The sequence below is a fragment of the Curtobacterium sp. ABR8 genome, assembly GCF_057812125.1.
In genome coordinates this window covers 3,418,379-3,435,877 of record NZ_CM173818.1, presented here as the reverse complement: position 1 = coordinate 3,435,877, position 17,499 = coordinate 3,418,379, and the positions used below count along the sequence as shown (strand labels likewise).

Genomic DNA, 17,499 nt, shown 5'->3' with positions numbered 1-17,499 from the left:
CAGGACGACATGACCGACGAGAAGACCGACGCCACCAACACCGGAGCCCTCTGGGGCGCCCGCTTCGCCGACGGCCCGAGTGCGGCCCTCGCCGCGCTGTCGAAGTCGACGCACTTCGACTGGCAGCTCGCGCCGTACGACATCGCCGGCTCCCGCGCGCACGCCCGGGCCCTGCACACGGCCGGGTACCTGACGGCGGACGAGCTCGAGCGCATGCTCGCCGGGCTCGACCGGCTCGAGGCCGCGCACGCGGACGGCACACTGCAGCCGGACGAGTCCGACGAGGACGTCCACGGAGCCCTCGAACGACTGCTGATCGCCGACCTCGGTCCGGAACTCGGCGGCAAGCTCCGCGCCGGCCGCAGCCGCAACGACCAGATCGCGACACTCGGCCGCATGCACATGCTCGACCACGGGCGGCGCATCGGACGGCTCGTGATCGACCTGGTCGACGCGATCACCCAGCAGGCGAACGAGCACCCGGCGGCGATCATGCCGGGTCGCACGCACCTGCAGCACGCGCAGCCCGTCCTCCTCGCGCACCACCTGCTGGCGCACGCCTGGCCGCTCGTGCGGGACCTCGAGCGCCTCCGCGACTGGGCGGGGCGTGCGAGCGTCAGCCCGTACGGTGCGGGTGCGCTCGCCGGCAGTTCGCTCGGCCTCGACCCCGCCGTGATCGCCGCGGAGCTCGGGTTCGACCGACCGGCCGACAACTCGATCGACGCCACGGCCGCCCGCGACGTCGTCGCCGAGTTCGCGTTCGTGCTCGCGCAGATCGGCATCGACGTCTCGCGCCTGTCGGAGGAGGTCATCCTCTGGAACACGAAGGAGTTCGGCTTCGTCCGGCTCCACGACGCGTTCTCGACCGGGTCGAGCATCATGCCGCAGAAGAAGAACCCCGACATCGCCGAGCTCGCACGCGGCAAGTCCGGTCGTCTCATCGGCAACCTGACGGGGCTGCTCGCGACCCTGAAGGGCCTGCCGCTCGCCTACAACCGCGACCTGCAGGAGGACAAGGAGCCGGTCTTCGACTCGGTGGCCACGCTCGAGGTCCTGCTGCCCGCCTTCACCGGCATGATCGCGACGCTCACGTTCGACACGGACCGGATGGCCGAGCTCGCACCGCAGGGGTTCTCGCTGGCGACCGACGTGGCCGAGTGGCTGGTCCGCCAGGGCGTGCCGTTCCGTGACGCGCACGAGGTGTCCGGTGCGCTGGTCCGGTACTGCGAAGAGCGCGGCATCGAACTCGACGACCCGACCGACGACGAGTACCGCTCCGTCTCCGAGCACCTCACCCCCGGTGTCCGTGCCGTGCTCACGATCGAGGGCAGCGTCGCGTCCCGCTCTGGTGTCGGCGGCACCGCTCCGGACCGCGTCGCCGAGCAGCTGGCCTCCGTCACGCGCCGCGTCCACGACCTCGCCGAGGGCGCACCCTTCTCGCGATGACCGAGGGGCTGCTCGCGATGCTCGCCGAGCCTGCGCCGATCGTCGCACCCGCACTGCTCGGTGCGACGATCACGGGCCGGGGTGTGACGCTGCGCATCACCGAGGTCGAGGCCTACTCCGGGCCCACCGACCCCGGTTCGCACGGCCACCGCGGGCCGACCGAGCGCAACCGTCACCTGTTCGGCGCTCCGGGGACCCTGTACGCGTACCGCTCGTACGGCATCCACACCTGCGTCAACGTCGTGAGCGCGCCGGCGGGCACCTCCTCCGGCTCCCTGCTCCGCGGGGCGCAGGTGATCGAGGGTGTCGAGACAGCACGTGGACGACGTGGCCCGTCGGTCGCCGACGTCGCGTTGGCGCGCGGCCCCGGCAACCTCGGTGGCGCACTCGGCGCGGTGCTCGGGCAGGACGACGGCACCTCGCTGCTCGACGGGTCCGGTCCGTTCGTGCTCACGTTGGCACCCGGCCTGGAGGCCCGGCTCGCCTCCGCCCCGCCGGCCCGGGTCGTCGAGGAACTCCTGACCGAGACCGCACCCGGCCCCGGCGGGGCCGGAACGGTCCCACGCATCTCGCGCGGACCGCGCACCGGCGTCGGCGGCATCGCCGGCGGTGCGCAGTACCCCTGGCGTTTCTGGCTGACGGGCGACCCGACGGTCTCGACGTACCGACGGCACAAGGGTGCCCTCGACTAACGGACGCACCACGGGCCTCCCGCTCGACGGCGCCTGTCGGTGGTGCGCCGCCGCTACGATGGCGGGGTGTCCAGTGATACCGCTCAAGACGTCCTGACGCGCCAGCAGAACGACCCCACCTTCGCCTCGGTGTGGGACGAACTGCGCTGGCGTGGTCTGGTGCAGGTCTCGACCGACGAGACCGCACTCCAAGAGGCCCTCGACGGTGATCCGATCACGTACTACTGCGGGTTCGACCCCACGGCACCGTCGCTGCACTGCGGCAACCTCCTGCAGCTCCTGACCATGCGTCGGTTGCAGCTCGCCGGGCACAAGCCGCTCGCGCTCGTCGGGGGATCGACGGGACTCATCGGCGACCCCCGTCCGACGGCGGAGCGCACGCTCAACACCCGCGAGACCGTCGCCGAGTGGGTGGCGCGACTGCAGTCGCAGGTGTCACGGTTCCTCAGTGCGGACGGTGACAACGGCGTCCGGCTGGTGAACAACCTGGACTGGACGTCACCGATGTCCGCCATCGACTTCCTGCGCGACGTCGGCAAGTACTTCCGGGTGAACTCGATGCTCAAGAAGGACGCCGTCGCCGCGCGGCTGAACTCCGACGCGGGCATCAGCTACACCGAGTTCAGCTACCAGATCCTGCAGGGCCTCGACTACCGGGAGCTCTTCCGGCAGTACGGCTGCACGCTGCAGACGGGTGGCTCGGACCAGTGGGGCAACCTGACCTCGGGGACGGAGCTCATCCGTCGTGCCGAGGGTGCGACCGTGCACGCGCTCGGGACGCCCTTGATCACGAACTCGGACGGCACGAAGTTCGGCAAGAGCGAGGGCAACGCCATCTGGCTCGACGCCGAGATGACCTCGCCGTACGCGCTGTACCAGTTCTGGCTCAACACGGCGGATGCCGACGTGATCGCCCGCCTGCGGGAGTTCACGTTCCTGTCCCGCGCCGAGATCGAGCGGCTCGAGCAGGCGGTCGCCGACGAACCGTTCCGACGCGAAGCGCAGCGGACCCTGGCGTTCGAGGTCACCGCGCTGGTGCACGGGGTCCATGCCACCCAGGCCGCGATCGACGCTGCGGCCGCGCTCTTCGGCAACGGTGACCTCGGCGCGCTCGACCCGGCCACGCTGCGGTCGGCGATCGCGGAGCTGCCGGGATCGGTGACCCTCGAGCCCGGAGCCGACGTGGCACGGGCCCTCGTCGAGACCGAGCTCGTGAAGTCCCTCGGCGAAGCCCGGCGTGCGATCGACCAGGGCGGCGTGTACGTGAACAATGTCCGTGCCGAGGACCCCGCCGCACCGTTGTCGGACCTCGCCCTGCCCGGGGGAGTCCTCGTGCTCCGCCGCGGCAAGAAGACCCTCGCCGGTGTGACGCTGGCCTGACCCCGCGGACACCCGGACGACGCGTGTTGCACAACGCGACACGCCCGGGATCGGGCCTGGCTTGGCACACCTGCCCAGGCCTGCGTAAAGTTCCTACTCGTCACCCCAAAGGTGCGGCGGAGCGGCTGGAGCGAAAGCCCAGAGCACGCCGGCCCTCAAGCGGGACCGTCCTCCACTGAAGTTCAGATCTGGCCTTGTGCTCGATCGCTTCGACGCCTAGGATGACAAGCCCACCGGTTCTCTCCCCTCGGGATGAGCCACAGGACCTCCGCGTCCGACGACACACCGGTGGCAAGCCAAGTACACAAGCCTCTCTGGCGGAGCATCTTCGGGTGTCGAGCGGGGGAGTGCGTCTGGTCCTTGAGAACTCAACAGCGTGCACATTGTCAATGCCAATTTATTGATTGACCTCGTGCCTGGCCTTCCTTCGGGTTGGTTGGGTTTGAGACAATTCCTTTTGGATTGAAGATTGTCAGTAGACAGTCAACAGTCAGAATCAACTCGGTCTGACACTTTCGGGTGTCGGGTCTGTATTTTTTTACGGAGAGTTTGATCCTGGCTCAGGACGAACGCTGGCGGCGTGCTTAACACATGCAAGTCGAACGATGATGCCCAGCTTGCTGGGTGGATTAGTGGCGAACGGGTGAGTAACACGTGAGTAACCTGCCCCTGACTCTGGGATAAGCGTTGGAAACGACGTCTAATACTGGATATGATCACTGGCCGCATGGTCTGGTGGTGGAAAGATTTTTTGGTTGGGGATGGACTCGCGGCCTATCAGCTTGTTGGTGAGGTAATGGCTCACCAAGGCGACGACGGGTAGCCGGCCTGAGAGGGTGACCGGCCACACTGGGACTGAGACACGGCCCAGACTCCTACGGGAGGCAGCAGTGGGGAATATTGCACAATGGGCGAAAGCCTGATGCAGCAACGCCGCGTGAGGGATGACGGCCTTCGGGTTGTAAACCTCTTTTAGTAGGGAAGAAGCGAAAGTGACGGTACCTGCAGAAAAAGCACCGGCTAACTACGTGCCAGCAGCCGCGGTAATACGTAGGGTGCAAGCGTTGTCCGGAATTATTGGGCGTAAAGAGCTCGTAGGCGGTTTGTCGCGTCTGCTGTGAAATCCCGAGGCTCAACCTCGGGCTTGCAGTGGGTACGGGCAGACTAGAGTGCGGTAGGGGAGATTGGAATTCCTGGTGTAGCGGTGGAATGCGCAGATATCAGGAGGAACACCGATGGCGAAGGCAGATCTCTGGGCCGTAACTGACGCTGAGGAGCGAAAGCATGGGGAGCGAACAGGATTAGATACCCTGGTAGTCCATGCCGTAAACGTTGGGCGCTAGATGTAGGGACCTTTCCACGGTTTCTGTGTCGTAGCTAACGCATTAAGCGCCCCGCCTGGGGAGTACGGCCGCAAGGCTAAAACTCAAAGGAATTGACGGGGGCCCGCACAAGCGGCGGAGCATGCGGATTAATTCGATGCAACGCGAAGAACCTTACCAAGGCTTGACATACACCGGAAACGGCCAGAGATGGTCGCCCCCTTGTGGTCGGTGTACAGGTGGTGCATGGTTGTCGTCAGCTCGTGTCGTGAGATGTTGGGTTAAGTCCCGCAACGAGCGCAACCCTCGTTCTATGTTGCCAGCGGGTTATGCCGGGGACTCATAGGAGACTGCCGGGGTCAACTCGGAGGAAGGTGGGGATGACGTCAAATCATCATGCCCCTTATGTCTTGGGCTTCACGCATGCTACAATGGCCGGTACAAAGGGCTGCGATACCGTAAGGTGGAGCGAATCCCAAAAAGCCGGTCTCAGTTCGGATTGAGGTCTGCAACTCGACCTCATGAAGTCGGAGTCGCTAGTAATCGCAGATCAGCAACGCTGCGGTGAATACGTTCCCGGGCCTTGTACACACCGCCCGTCAAGTCATGAAAGTCGGTAACACCCGAAGCCGGTGGCCTAACCCTTGTGGAAGGAGCCGTCGAAGGTGGGATCGGTGATTAGGACTAAGTCGTAACAAGGTAGCCGTACCGGAAGGTGCGGCTGGATCACCTCCTTTCTAAGGAGCATCTGGCCTCGTGGTGTCCCTTCATTGGGGCACGCATGGTCCAGGCGCCTGATTCGGACCGAACGTGTCCGACGGGTAGCTCATGGGTGGAACATTGACAGTGCAGCTGGTACCGATGGTGCTGGCCTCAGTACGCTCCGCTTGCGGGGTTGGAACGGGTTGGTGTCGCACGGGCTGGCTGGTGCACGTTGTTGGGTCCTGAGGGACCAGGCTTCCTGATCTGCTGTGAGGCGGGTTGGGGGTTGGGCCGCATGGAGTGATCCGTGGTGTGTCCTTCGTTGGGCCGCATGAAGCACTGTCACTGGACGGTGGGGAGTGTGGTGCCGATCGTATGTTGAGAACTACACAGTGGACGCGAGCATCTTTGATTCGCGTCATCCAATCGATCTGAGGTCTTCGGGCTGATGGTTGTGGGTGATGACGGATCGCAATTTTAATCTTTGTGGTCAAGTTTCTAAGAGCAAACGGTGGATGCCTTGGCATCTGGAGCCGAAGAAGGACGTAGAAATCTGCGATAAGCCTCGGGGAGCTGATAATCGAGCCCTGATCCGAGGATTTCCGAATGGGGAAACCCCGCTGGGCGCTTTTGTGACCTGGTGACTCCCGCCTGAATATATAGGGCGGGTAGAGGGAACGTGGGGAAGTGAAACATCTCAGTACCCACAGGAAGAGAAAACAACATGTGATTCCGTGAGTAGTGGCGAGCGAAAGCGGATGAGGCTAAACCGATCATGTGTGATAGCCGGCGGGCGTTGCATGGTCGGGGTTGTGGGACACGTCACTCAGTTCTGCCGGACTGGGGCGGTTACAGCGCATCATAGTCGAACCGGTTTGAAAGCCGGGCCGTAGTGGGTGCCAGCCCCGTAGACGAAATGGTGTTATGGCCGGATGTGTATCCCAAGTAGCACGGGGCCCGAGAAATCCCGTGTGAATCTGTCAGGACCACCTGATAAGCCTAAATACTCCCAGATGACCGATAGCGGACAAGTACCGTGAGGGAAAGGTGAAAAGTACCCCGGGAGGGGAGTGAAATAGTACCTGAAACCGTTTGCTTACAAACCGTCGGAGCCTCCTTAGTAGGGGTGACGGCGTGCCTTTTGAAGAATGAGCCTGCGAGTTAGTGATATGTGGCGAGGTTAACCCGTGTGGGGCAGCCGTAGCGAAAGCGAGTCTGAATAGGGCGTTTGAGTCGCATGTTCTAGACCCGAAGCGAAGTGATCTATCCATGGCCAGGTTGAAGCGACGGTAAGACGTCGTGGAGGACCGAACCCACTTCAGTTGAAAATGGAGGGGATGAGCTGTGGATAGGGGTGAAAGGCCAATCAAACTTCGTGATAGCTGGTTCTCTCCGAAATGCATTTAGGTGCAGCGTTGCGTGTTTCTCGCCGGAGGTAGAGCTACTGGATGGCCGATGGGCCTCAACAGGTTACTGACGTCAGCCAAACTCCGAATGCCGGTGAGTGAGAGCGCAGCAGTGAGACGGTGGGGGATAAGCTTCATCGTCGAGAGGGAAACAACCCAGACTACCAACTAAGGTCCCTAAGCGTGTGCTAAGTGGGAAAGGATGTGGAGTTGCATAGACAACCAGGAGGTTGGCTTAGAAGCAGCCACCCTTGAAAGAGTGCGTAATAGCTCACTGGTCAAGTGATTCCGCGCCGACAATGTAACGGGGCTCAAGCACACCACCGAAGTTGTAGATTTCGCACATTGACAAGCCTTCGTGGTTCAGTCGTGCGGAGTGGTAGGAGAGCGTCGTGTGGCGAGTGAAGCGGCGGAGTGATCCAGCCGTGGACGCTACACGAGTGAGAATGCAGGCATGAGTAGCGAAAGACGGGTGAGAAACCCGTCCTCCGAAAGACCAAGGGTTCCAGGGCCAGGTTAATCCGCCCTGGGTAAGTCGGGACCTAAGGCGAGGCCGACAGGCGTAGTCGATGGACAACGGGTTGATATTCCCGTACCGGCGAACAACCGCCCAAGCTAATCCAGTGGTGCTAAGAGTCCTAACCCGGACGACCGGATCCCTTCGGGGTGATGGTGGCCGGTCTAACGCTCGACCCCATGCTGGTGCGGTTAGCGTATGAACAGGTGTGACGCAGGAAGGTAGCTGAGCCAGGCGATGGTATCCGTAAGGTGAACCTGGTGTAAGGATGTAGGGCTGACGATAGGCAAATCCGTCGTCTGTGTGCCTGAGATCCGACGCGTACCCGTAAGGGGAAATCAGTGATCCTATGCTGCCGAGAAAAGCATCGACGCGAGGTTGCAGCCGCCCGTACCCGAAACCGACTCAGGTGGTCAGGTAGAGAATACCAAGGAGATCGAGAGAATCGTGGTTAAGGAACTCGGCAAAATGCCCCCGTAACTTCGGGAGAAGGGGGGCCGGACACGTGACCGGATTTACTCCGTGAGCGTTGAAGGCCGCAGAGACCAGTGGGAAGCGACTGTTTACTAAAAACACAGGTCCGTGCGAAGTCGCAAGACGATGTATACGGACTGACGCCTGCCCGGTGCTGGAAGGTTAAGAGGAAGGGTTAGCCTTTGGGCGAAGCTCTGAATTTAAGCCCCAGTAAACGGCGGTGGTAACTATAACCATCCTAAGGTAGCGAAATTCCTTGTCGGGTAAGTTCCGACCTGCACGAATGGCGTAACGACTTCCCAGCTGTCTCAACCGCGAACTCGGCGAAATTGCACTACGAGTAAAGATGCTCGTTACGCGCAGCAGGACGGAAAGACCCCGTGACCTTTACTACAGTTTGGTATTGGTGTTCGGTGTGGCTTGTGTAGGATAGGTGGGAGACTGTGAAGCGGGCACGCTAGTGTTCGTGGAGTCATTGTTGAAATACCACTCTGGTCACTCTGGATGTCTAACGTAGGACCCTGATCGGGTTCATGGACAGTGCCTGATGGGTAGTTTAACTGGGGCGGTTGCCTCCCAAAGAGTAACGGAGGCGCCCAAAGGTTCCCTCAACCTGGTTGGCAATCAGGTGGCGAGTGTAAGTGCACAAGGGAGCTTGACTGTGAGACTGACAGGTCGAGCAGGGACGAAAGTCGGGACTAGTGATCCGGCAGTGGCTTGTGGAAGCGCTGTCGCTCAACGGATAAAAGGTACCTCGGGGATAACAGGCTGATCTTGCCCAAGAGTCCATATCGACGGCATGGTTTGGCACCTCGATGTCGGCTCGTCGCATCCTGGGGCTGGAGTAGGTCCCAAGGGTTGGGCTGTTCGCCCATTAAAGCGGTACGCGAGCTGGGTTTAGAACGTCGTGAGACAGTTCGGTCCCTATCCGCTGCGCGCGTTGGAAATTTGAGAAGATCTATCCCTAGTACGAGAGGACCGGGATGGACGAACCTCTGGTGTGTCAGTTGTTCTGCCAAGGGCACCGCTGATTAGCTACGTTCGGACCGGATAACCGCTGAAAGCATCTAAGCGGGAAGCCGTCTTCGAGATGAGATTTCCATGCACCTTGAGTGTGAGAGGCTCCCAGCAGACTACTGGGTTGATAGGCCGGATGTGGAAGCGGGGACTAACGACCCGTGGAGCTGACCGGTACTAATAAGCCGAAGACTTGATAACACACTGATTTCCGTGCACTTGTTGCACGGGCTCGCGTCCACTTTGTGGTTCCCGACAGACGATCGGGAATCAAACTGAATAACTCAGCTACAGCTGGGACATGTTTGAGACCAGATCATGGTCGACAGTGTTCCGGTGGTCATAGCGAGAGGGAAACGCCCGGTCACATTCCGAACCCGGAAGCTAAGCCTCTCAGCGCCGATGGTACTGCAAGGGGGACCTTGTGGGAGAGTAGGACGCCGCCGGACTTAACGTAGTAACACCAGGGAACCCCTGACCAGCACTGGTCAGGGGTTTTCTGCGTTTCCGGTGCTTTTGCAGGGGCGGCTCTTCGTGGGGAGAAGGGGCTGCTGTCAGCGGATGCCGTCCGTCCATTCCTGCCTCCGAATTGGTTTGCCCCCTTCGTGGCCGGCGCTGGTGCTTCACGAGCAGCGAAGGTCGAGTTGCGTCGACGGCAGCCAACCCGCCCTCTCTGCTGACGAGGCGTCGCGCGCGGGTGCCGCCTCGGTCGTTTGCTGCTCCGGCGTACGTCGGGGCCGGCGGGGCTCAGTGACGAGCGAGCAGCGAGGTTACGGGCGGCATCGCCGCCAGTGTGTTCTGGTGGTCGTTGGCAGCCGTGAGTGGCTTCAGTCGTCGGGCCGACTTGTAGCGGGGAGGTTCGCGCGAGCACGCCTGTGCCTCGAGCTGGCTCTGAACCGTGCTGAGCCGTCGCAGTGGATCGCGACGGGATCTCGATCCATGACTGAGCGCGGTGGGGTCGCCGTGATGAGCGGCTGCGCTGTGGGCCGATGGCGGTCGTCCGAGCTGAGCGCGTGTTGGTTCCCGGTCTGAGCGGACCAGCCGAGTACGCCGCCGAAGCTGGTCATGAGGCTGCCTGGGGGGAGATGCTGGTCCCGGTGTCCCGGTGTCCCGGTGTCCCGGTGTCCCGGTGTCCCGGTGTCCCGGTGTCCCGGTGTCCCGGTGTCCCGGTGTCCCGGTGTCCCGGTGTCCCGGTGTCCCGGTGTCCCGGTGTCCCGGTGTCCCGGTGTCCCGGTGTCCCGGTGTCCCGGTGTCCCGGTGTCCCGGTGTCCCGCGGGCGGACCCATCGGGACAGTCCGACCGGTAACGGACCTGGTTCGGGCGGGCCCACCCTGCGACACGCCCGGGATGTGGCCCGGCTGGCGCTCCCGTTCACCTCCCCGTAATGTTGTCACTCGTTGCCGCTGAGGCGGAGAACGGAACGGCCGAGACGGTCACCAGGTGGAACCACCTGGAGATGCAGTCCGGACGGGGTCCCGCTCAGGCAACCGACACCCATGAAAACCACGGTCTCGACCGAGGTGACCTGCAGTGTCGCGAGACGAATGCCTCTCTGACGAAGTGCCTGATGGTACCGAATGGGGAGTGCGTCTGGTCCTTGAGAACTCAACAGCGTGCACATTGTCAATGCCAATTTATTGATTGACCTCGTGCCTGGCCTTCCTTCGGGTTGGTTGGGTTTGAGACAATTCCTTTTGGATTGAAGATTGTCAGTAGACAGTCAACAGTCAGAATCAACTCGGTCTGACACTTTCGAGTGTTGGGTCTGTATTTTTTTACGGAGAGTTTGATCCTGGCTCAGGACGAACGCTGGCGGCGTGCTTAACACATGCAAGTCGAACGATGATGCCCAGCTTGCTGGGTGGATTAGTGGCGAACGGGTGAGTAACACGTGAGTAACCTGCCCCTGACTCTGGGATAAGCGTTGGAAACGACGTCTAATACTGGATATGATCACTGGCCGCATGGTCTGGTGGTGGAAAGATTTTTTGGTTGGGGATGGACTCGCGGCCTATCAGCTTGTTGGTGAGGTAATGGCTCACCAAGGCGACGACGGGTAGCCGGCCTGAGAGGGTGACCGGCCACACTGGGACTGAGACACGGCCCAGACTCCTACGGGAGGCAGCAGTGGGGAATATTGCACAATGGGCGAAAGCCTGATGCAGCAACGCCGCGTGAGGGATGACGGCCTTCGGGTTGTAAACCTCTTTTAGTAGGGAAGAAGCGAAAGTGACGGTACCTGCAGAAAAAGCACCGGCTAACTACGTGCCAGCAGCCGCGGTAATACGTAGGGTGCAAGCGTTGTCCGGAATTATTGGGCGTAAAGAGCTCGTAGGCGGTTTGTCGCGTCTGCTGTGAAATCCCGAGGCTCAACCTCGGGCTTGCAGTGGGTACGGGCAGACTAGAGTGCGGTAGGGGAGATTGGAATTCCTGGTGTAGCGGTGGAATGCGCAGATATCAGGAGGAACACCGATGGCGAAGGCAGATCTCTGGGCCGTAACTGACGCTGAGGAGCGAAAGCATGGGGAGCGAACAGGATTAGATACCCTGGTAGTCCATGCCGTAAACGTTGGGCGCTAGATGTAGGGACCTTTCCACGGTTTCTGTGTCGTAGCTAACGCATTAAGCGCCCCGCCTGGGGAGTACGGCCGCAAGGCTAAAACTCAAAGGAATTGACGGGGGCCCGCACAAGCGGCGGAGCATGCGGATTAATTCGATGCAACGCGAAGAACCTTACCAAGGCTTGACATACACCGGAAACGGCCAGAGATGGTCGCCCCCTTGTGGTCGGTGTACAGGTGGTGCATGGTTGTCGTCAGCTCGTGTCGTGAGATGTTGGGTTAAGTCCCGCAACGAGCGCAACCCTCGTTCTATGTTGCCAGCGGGTTATGCCGGGGACTCATAGGAGACTGCCGGGGTCAACTCGGAGGAAGGTGGGGATGACGTCAAATCATCATGCCCCTTATGTCTTGGGCTTCACGCATGCTACAATGGCCGGTACAAAGGGCTGCGATACCGTAAGGTGGAGCGAATCCCAAAAAGCCGGTCTCAGTTCGGATTGAGGTCTGCAACTCGACCTCATGAAGTCGGAGTCGCTAGTAATCGCAGATCAGCAACGCTGCGGTGAATACGTTCCCGGGCCTTGTACACACCGCCCGTCAAGTCATGAAAGTCGGTAACACCCGAAGCCGGTGGCCTAACCCTTGTGGAAGGAGCCGTCGAAGGTGGGATCGGTGATTAGGACTAAGTCGTAACAAGGTAGCCGTACCGGAAGGTGCGGCTGGATCACCTCCTTTCTAAGGAGCATCTGGCCTCGTGGTGTCCCTTCATTGGGGCACGCATGGTCCAGGCGCCTGATTCGGACCGAACGTGTCCGACGGGTAGCTCATGGGTGGAACATTGACAGTGCAGCTGGTACCGATGGTGCTGGCCTCAGTACGCTCCGCTTGCGGGGTTGGAACGGGTTGGTGTCGCACGGGCTGGCTGGTGCACGTTGTTGGGTCCTGAGGGACCAGGCTTCCTGATCTGCTGTGAGGCGGGTTGGGGGTTGGGCCGCATGGAGTGATCCGTGGTGTGTCCTTCGTTGGGCCGCATGAAGCACTGTCACTGGACGGTGGGGAGTGTGGTGCCGATCGTATGTTGAGAACTACACAGTGGACGCGAGCATCTTTGATTCGCGTCATCCAATCGATCTGAGGTCTTCGGGCTGATGGTTGTGGGTGATGACGGATCGCAATTTTAATCTTTGTGGTCAAGTTTCTAAGAGCAAACGGTGGATGCCTTGGCATCTGGAGCCGAAGAAGGACGTAGAAATCTGCGATAAGCCTCGGGGAGCTGATAATCGAGCCCTGATCCGAGGATTTCCGAATGGGGAAACCCCGCTGGGCGCTTTTGTGACCTGGTGACTCCCGCCTGAATATATAGGGCGGGTAGAGGGAACGTGGGGAAGTGAAACATCTCAGTACCCACAGGAAGAGAAAACAACATGTGATTCCGTGAGTAGTGGCGAGCGAAAGCGGATGAGGCTAAACCGATCATGTGTGATAGCCGGCGGGCGTTGCATGGTCGGGGTTGTGGGACACGTCACTCAGTTCTGCCGGACTGGGGCGGTTACAGCGCATCATAGTCGAACCGGTTTGAAAGCCGGGCCGTAGTGGGTGCCAGCCCCGTAGACGAAATGGTGTTATGGCCGGATGTGTATCCCAAGTAGCACGGGGCCCGAGAAATCCCGTGTGAATCTGTCAGGACCACCTGATAAGCCTAAATACTCCCAGATGACCGATAGCGGACAAGTACCGTGAGGGAAAGGTGAAAAGTACCCCGGGAGGGGAGTGAAATAGTACCTGAAACCGTTTGCTTACAAACCGTCGGAGCCTCCTTAGTAGGGGTGACGGCGTGCCTTTTGAAGAATGAGCCTGCGAGTTAGTGATATGTGGCGAGGTTAACCCGTGTGGGGCAGCCGTAGCGAAAGCGAGTCTGAATAGGGCGTTTGAGTCGCATGTTCTAGACCCGAAGCGAAGTGATCTATCCATGGCCAGGTTGAAGCGACGGTAAGACGTCGTGGAGGACCGAACCCACTTCAGTTGAAAATGGAGGGGATGAGCTGTGGATAGGGGTGAAAGGCCAATCAAACTTCGTGATAGCTGGTTCTCTCCGAAATGCATTTAGGTGCAGCGTTGCGTGTTTCTCGCCGGAGGTAGAGCTACTGGATGGCCGATGGGCCTCAACAGGTTACTGACGTCAGCCAAACTCCGAATGCCGGTGAGTGAGAGCGCAGCAGTGAGACGGTGGGGGATAAGCTTCATCGTCGAGAGGGAAACAACCCAGACTACCAACTAAGGTCCCTAAGCGTGTGCTAAGTGGGAAAGGATGTGGAGTTGCATAGACAACCAGGAGGTTGGCTTAGAAGCAGCCACCCTTGAAAGAGTGCGTAATAGCTCACTGGTCAAGTGATTCCGCGCCGACAATGTAACGGGGCTCAAGCACACCACCGAAGTTGTAGATTTCGCACATTGACAAGCCTTCGTGGTTCAGTCGTGCGGAGTGGTAGGAGAGCGTCGTGTGGCGAGTGAAGCGGCGGAGTGATCCAGCCGTGGACGCTACACGAGTGAGAATGCAGGCATGAGTAGCGAAAGACGGGTGAGAAACCCGTCCTCCGAAAGACCAAGGGTTCCAGGGCCAGGTTAATCCGCCCTGGGTAAGTCGGGACCTAAGGCGAGGCCGACAGGCGTAGTCGATGGACAACGGGTTGATATTCCCGTACCGGCGAACAACCGCCCAAGCTAATCCAGTGGTGCTAAGAGTCCTAACCCGGACGACCGGATCCCTTCGGGGTGATGGTGGCCGGTCTAACGCTCGACCCCATGCTGGTGCGGTTAGCGTATGAACAGGTGTGACGCAGGAAGGTAGCTGAGCCAGGCGATGGTATCCGTAAGGTGAACCTGGTGTAAGGATGTAGGGCTGACGATAGGCAAATCCGTCGTCTGTGTGCCTGAGATCCGACGCGTACCCGTAAGGGGAAATCAGTGATCCTATGCTGCCGAGAAAAGCATCGACGCGAGGTTGCAGCCGCCCGTACCCGAAACCGACTCAGGTGGTCAGGTAGAGAATACCAAGGAGATCGAGAGAATCGTGGTTAAGGAACTCGGCAAAATGCCCCCGTAACTTCGGGAGAAGGGGGGCCGGACACGTGACCGGATTTACTCCGTGAGCGTTGAAGGCCGCAGAGACCAGTGGGAAGCGACTGTTTACTAAAAACACAGGTCCGTGCGAAGTCGCAAGACGATGTATACGGACTGACGCCTGCCCGGTGCTGGAAGGTTAAGAGGAAGGGTTAGCCTTTGGGCGAAGCTCTGAATTTAAGCCCCAGTAAACGGCGGTGGTAACTATAACCATCCTAAGGTAGCGAAATTCCTTGTCGGGTAAGTTCCGACCTGCACGAATGGCGTAACGACTTCCCAGCTGTCTCAACCGCGAACTCGGCGAAATTGCACTACGAGTAAAGATGCTCGTTACGCGCAGCAGGACGGAAAGACCCCGTGACCTTTACTACAGTTTGGTATTGGTGTTCGGTGTGGCTTGTGTAGGATAGGTGGGAGACTGTGAAGCGGGCACGCTAGTGTTCGTGGAGTCATTGTTGAAATACCACTCTGGTCACTCTGGATGTCTAACGTAGGACCCTGATCGGGTTCATGGACAGTGCCTGATGGGTAGTTTAACTGGGGCGGTTGCCTCCCAAAGAGTAACGGAGGCGCCCAAAGGTTCCCTCAACCTGGTTGGCAATCAGGTGGCGAGTGTAAGTGCACAAGGGAGCTTGACTGTGAGACTGACAGGTCGAGCAGGGACGAAAGTCGGGACTAGTGATCCGGCAGTGGCTTGTGGAAGCGCTGTCGCTCAACGGATAAAAGGTACCTCGGGGATAACAGGCTGATCTTGCCCAAGAGTCCATATCGACGGCATGGTTTGGCACCTCGATGTCGGCTCGTCGCATCCTGGGGCTGGAGTAGGTCCCAAGGGTTGGGCTGTTCGCCCATTAAAGCGGTACGCGAGCTGGGTTTAGAACGTCGTGAGACAGTTCGGTCCCTATCCGCTGCGCGCGTTGGAAATTTGAGAAGATCTATCCCTAGTACGAGAGGACCGGGATGGACGAACCTCTGGTGTGTCAGTTGTTCTGCCAAGGGCACCGCTGATTAGCTACGTTCGGACCGGATAACCGCTGAAAGCATCTAAGCGGGAAGCCGTCTTCGAGATGAGATTTCCATGCACCTTGAGTGTGAGAGGCTCCCAGCAGACTACTGGGTTGATAGGCCGGATGTGGAAGCGGGGACTAACGACCCGTGGAGCTGACCGGTACTAATAAGCCGAAGACTTGATAACACACTGATTTCCGTGCACTTGTTGCACGGGCTCGCGTCCACTTTGTGGTTCCCGACAGACGATCGGGAATCAAACTGAATAACTCAGCTACAGCTGGGACATGTTTGAGACCAGATCATGGTCGACAGTGTTCCGGTGGTCATAGCGAGAGGGAAACGCCCGGTCACATTCCGAACCCGGAAGCTAAGCCTCTCAGCGCCGATGGTACTGCAAGGGGGACCTTGTGGGAGAGTAGGACGCCGCCGGACTTAACGTAAGAAGATGTGGCCATCGGCCCTCCATCGTGAACTCGTAGGGGAGACCCTCGTTCACGGTGGCGGCCGGTGGCCATTTCTGTTTCGCCGCTCGACGCTCGACGCCGGCTCCGGTTCGTGATGGACTGGAGCCTGAACGTCGGTCCGACCGACGCGGCACCCAACACAACGACACAGCGGACGAACGCCCGACCTCAGGCTCGGGCACGCGATGAGGAGCAACGGTGGCGAACGACGACGAGCGACGGAACGACGGCGACCGGGGAGATCGACCCCGACGAGACGATCGGGCTCCTCGCCGCGACGGAGCCCCGCGGGGTGAGGGTGCGAGCGGAGGCCGTTGGTCGTCCGGCCCTCGTGACTTCGAACGACGCGAGGGCGAGCGTCGCGACCGCCCGGAGCGCTCCGACCGTCCGTTCCGCGACGGTGCTGCGCGTCGTGACAGCGCTCCTCGGAGCGGGGGTGACCGGTCGTTCCGTTCCGGTGACCGAGACGATCGTCCATCGTGGCGGAGCGATCGCGGTGACTCCGGGCGTCCGCCTCGCGGCGATGGCCCTCGGGGTGCGGACCGCGCGCGCCGCGACGGCGATCGTCCGTACCAGGGCGGTTCTGACCGCCCGCGTCGTGATGGTGATCGGCCGTTCCGGTCGGACCGTCCCGCCCGAGATGGCGACCGTCCCGCCTACCGCGGTGGCTCGGACCGACCGCGTCGTGACGGCGACCGTCCGTACCAGGGCGGTTCGGATCGTCCGCGTCGCGATGGCGACCGGCCCGCGTACCGCGGCGGTTCCGATCGTCCCGCACGCGACGGTGACCGTCCGTACCGTGGCGGCTCGGACCGCCCGGCTCGTGACGGCGATCGTCCGTTCCGCGGGGGTTCCTCGGATCGTCCGCGTCGCGATGGTGACCGGCCCGCGTACCGCGGCGGTTCCGATCGCCCCGCTCGCGATGGAGACCGTCCGTACCGTGGCGGCTCGGACCGCCCGGCTCGTGACGGCGATCGTCCGTTCCGCGGTGGTCCCTCGGATCGTCCTCGTCGTGATGGCGACCGTCCCGCGTACCGCGGCGGTTCCGATCGTCCCGCCCGCGACGGTGACCGTCCGCGTCGTGACGACGACCGCCCGTCGTTCCGCGGTGGATCGTCGGATCGTCCGCGTCGTGATGGCGACCGCCCGGCCTTCCGCGGCGGCTCCGACCGTCCCGCCCGCGACGGCGACCGTCCGCGCCGTGATGGTGGCGACGACCGACGCCGCTTCGGGGACGGGACGCGTCACGCCGGCGCACGCTTCGGCGAAGCGGCCCGTGACGACTGGGAAGACCGCGACCCGTACGGCACGAAGTCGATCCGTCCGCGTCACGACGACCCGGACATTCCCGACGAGATCGATGCGCGTGACCTCGACCCCGCAGCGC

General features: G+C 61.1%; 4 protein-coding genes and 6 rRNA genes. 9 read left to right on the top strand and 1 reads right to left on the bottom strand.

The genetic code is table 11. The annotated features are described in order from the left end of the window. Positions 1 to 9: 9 nt before the first annotated feature. From argH to rrf (ACXKZB_RS16330), 9 genes are all read left to right on the top strand, one after another. A complete protein-coding gene (argH, locus tag ACXKZB_RS16370; RefSeq protein WP_488823863.1) occupies positions 10 to 1,446 on the top strand; it encodes an argininosuccinate lyase in 1,437 nt (478 codons plus the stop codon). Beyond that, positions 1,443 to 2,138 carry a DNA-3-methyladenine glycosylase gene (locus ACXKZB_RS16365; RefSeq protein ID WP_488823862.1) on the top strand — a complete coding sequence of 232 codons (696 nt, stop codon included), beginning with the start codon at positions 1,443 to 1,445 and terminating at the stop codon, positions 2,136 to 2,138. Before argH ends, ACXKZB_RS16365 begins: the two co-directional genes overlap by 4 nt. 66 nt (positions 2,139 to 2,204) lie before the next feature. Next, positions 2,205 to 3,518 carry a tyrosine--tRNA ligase gene (gene tyrS / locus ACXKZB_RS16360; RefSeq protein ID WP_488823861.1) on the top strand — a complete coding sequence of 438 codons (1,314 nt, stop codon included), beginning with the start codon at positions 2,205 to 2,207 and terminating at the stop codon, positions 3,516 to 3,518. Between the two features lie 537 nt (positions 3,519 to 4,055). Then, positions 4,056 to 5,577 (top strand): 16S ribosomal RNA (locus ACXKZB_RS16355). A 453-nt stretch (positions 5,578 to 6,030) separates the two neighbouring features. Continuing rightward, a 23S ribosomal RNA gene (locus ACXKZB_RS16350) occupies positions 6,031 to 9,157 on the top strand. A gap of 131 nt (positions 9,158 to 9,288) precedes the next feature. Next, a 5S ribosomal RNA gene (gene rrf, locus ACXKZB_RS16345) occupies positions 9,289 to 9,405 on the top strand. 1,325 nt (positions 9,406 to 10,730) lie between these two features. Continuing rightward, positions 10,731 to 12,252 (top strand): 16S ribosomal RNA (locus ACXKZB_RS16340). Between the two features lie 453 nt (positions 12,253 to 12,705). After that, positions 12,706 to 15,832, top strand: a 23S ribosomal RNA gene (locus tag ACXKZB_RS16335). A 131-nt stretch (positions 15,833 to 15,963) separates the two neighbouring features. Next, positions 15,964 to 16,080 (top strand): 5S ribosomal RNA (gene rrf, locus ACXKZB_RS16330). The 16S, 23S and 5S rRNA genes sit together here, the layout of an rRNA operon. A 200-nt stretch (positions 16,081 to 16,280) precedes the next feature. Here the strand turns inward: rrf (ACXKZB_RS16330) and ACXKZB_RS16325 are convergent. Beyond that, complete coding sequence (locus tag ACXKZB_RS16325; RefSeq protein WP_488823860.1) at positions 16,281 to 17,360, bottom strand: hypothetical protein; 1,080 nt, start codon at positions 17,358 to 17,360, stop codon at positions 16,281 to 16,283. Positions 17,361 to 17,499: the final 139 nt, after the last annotated feature.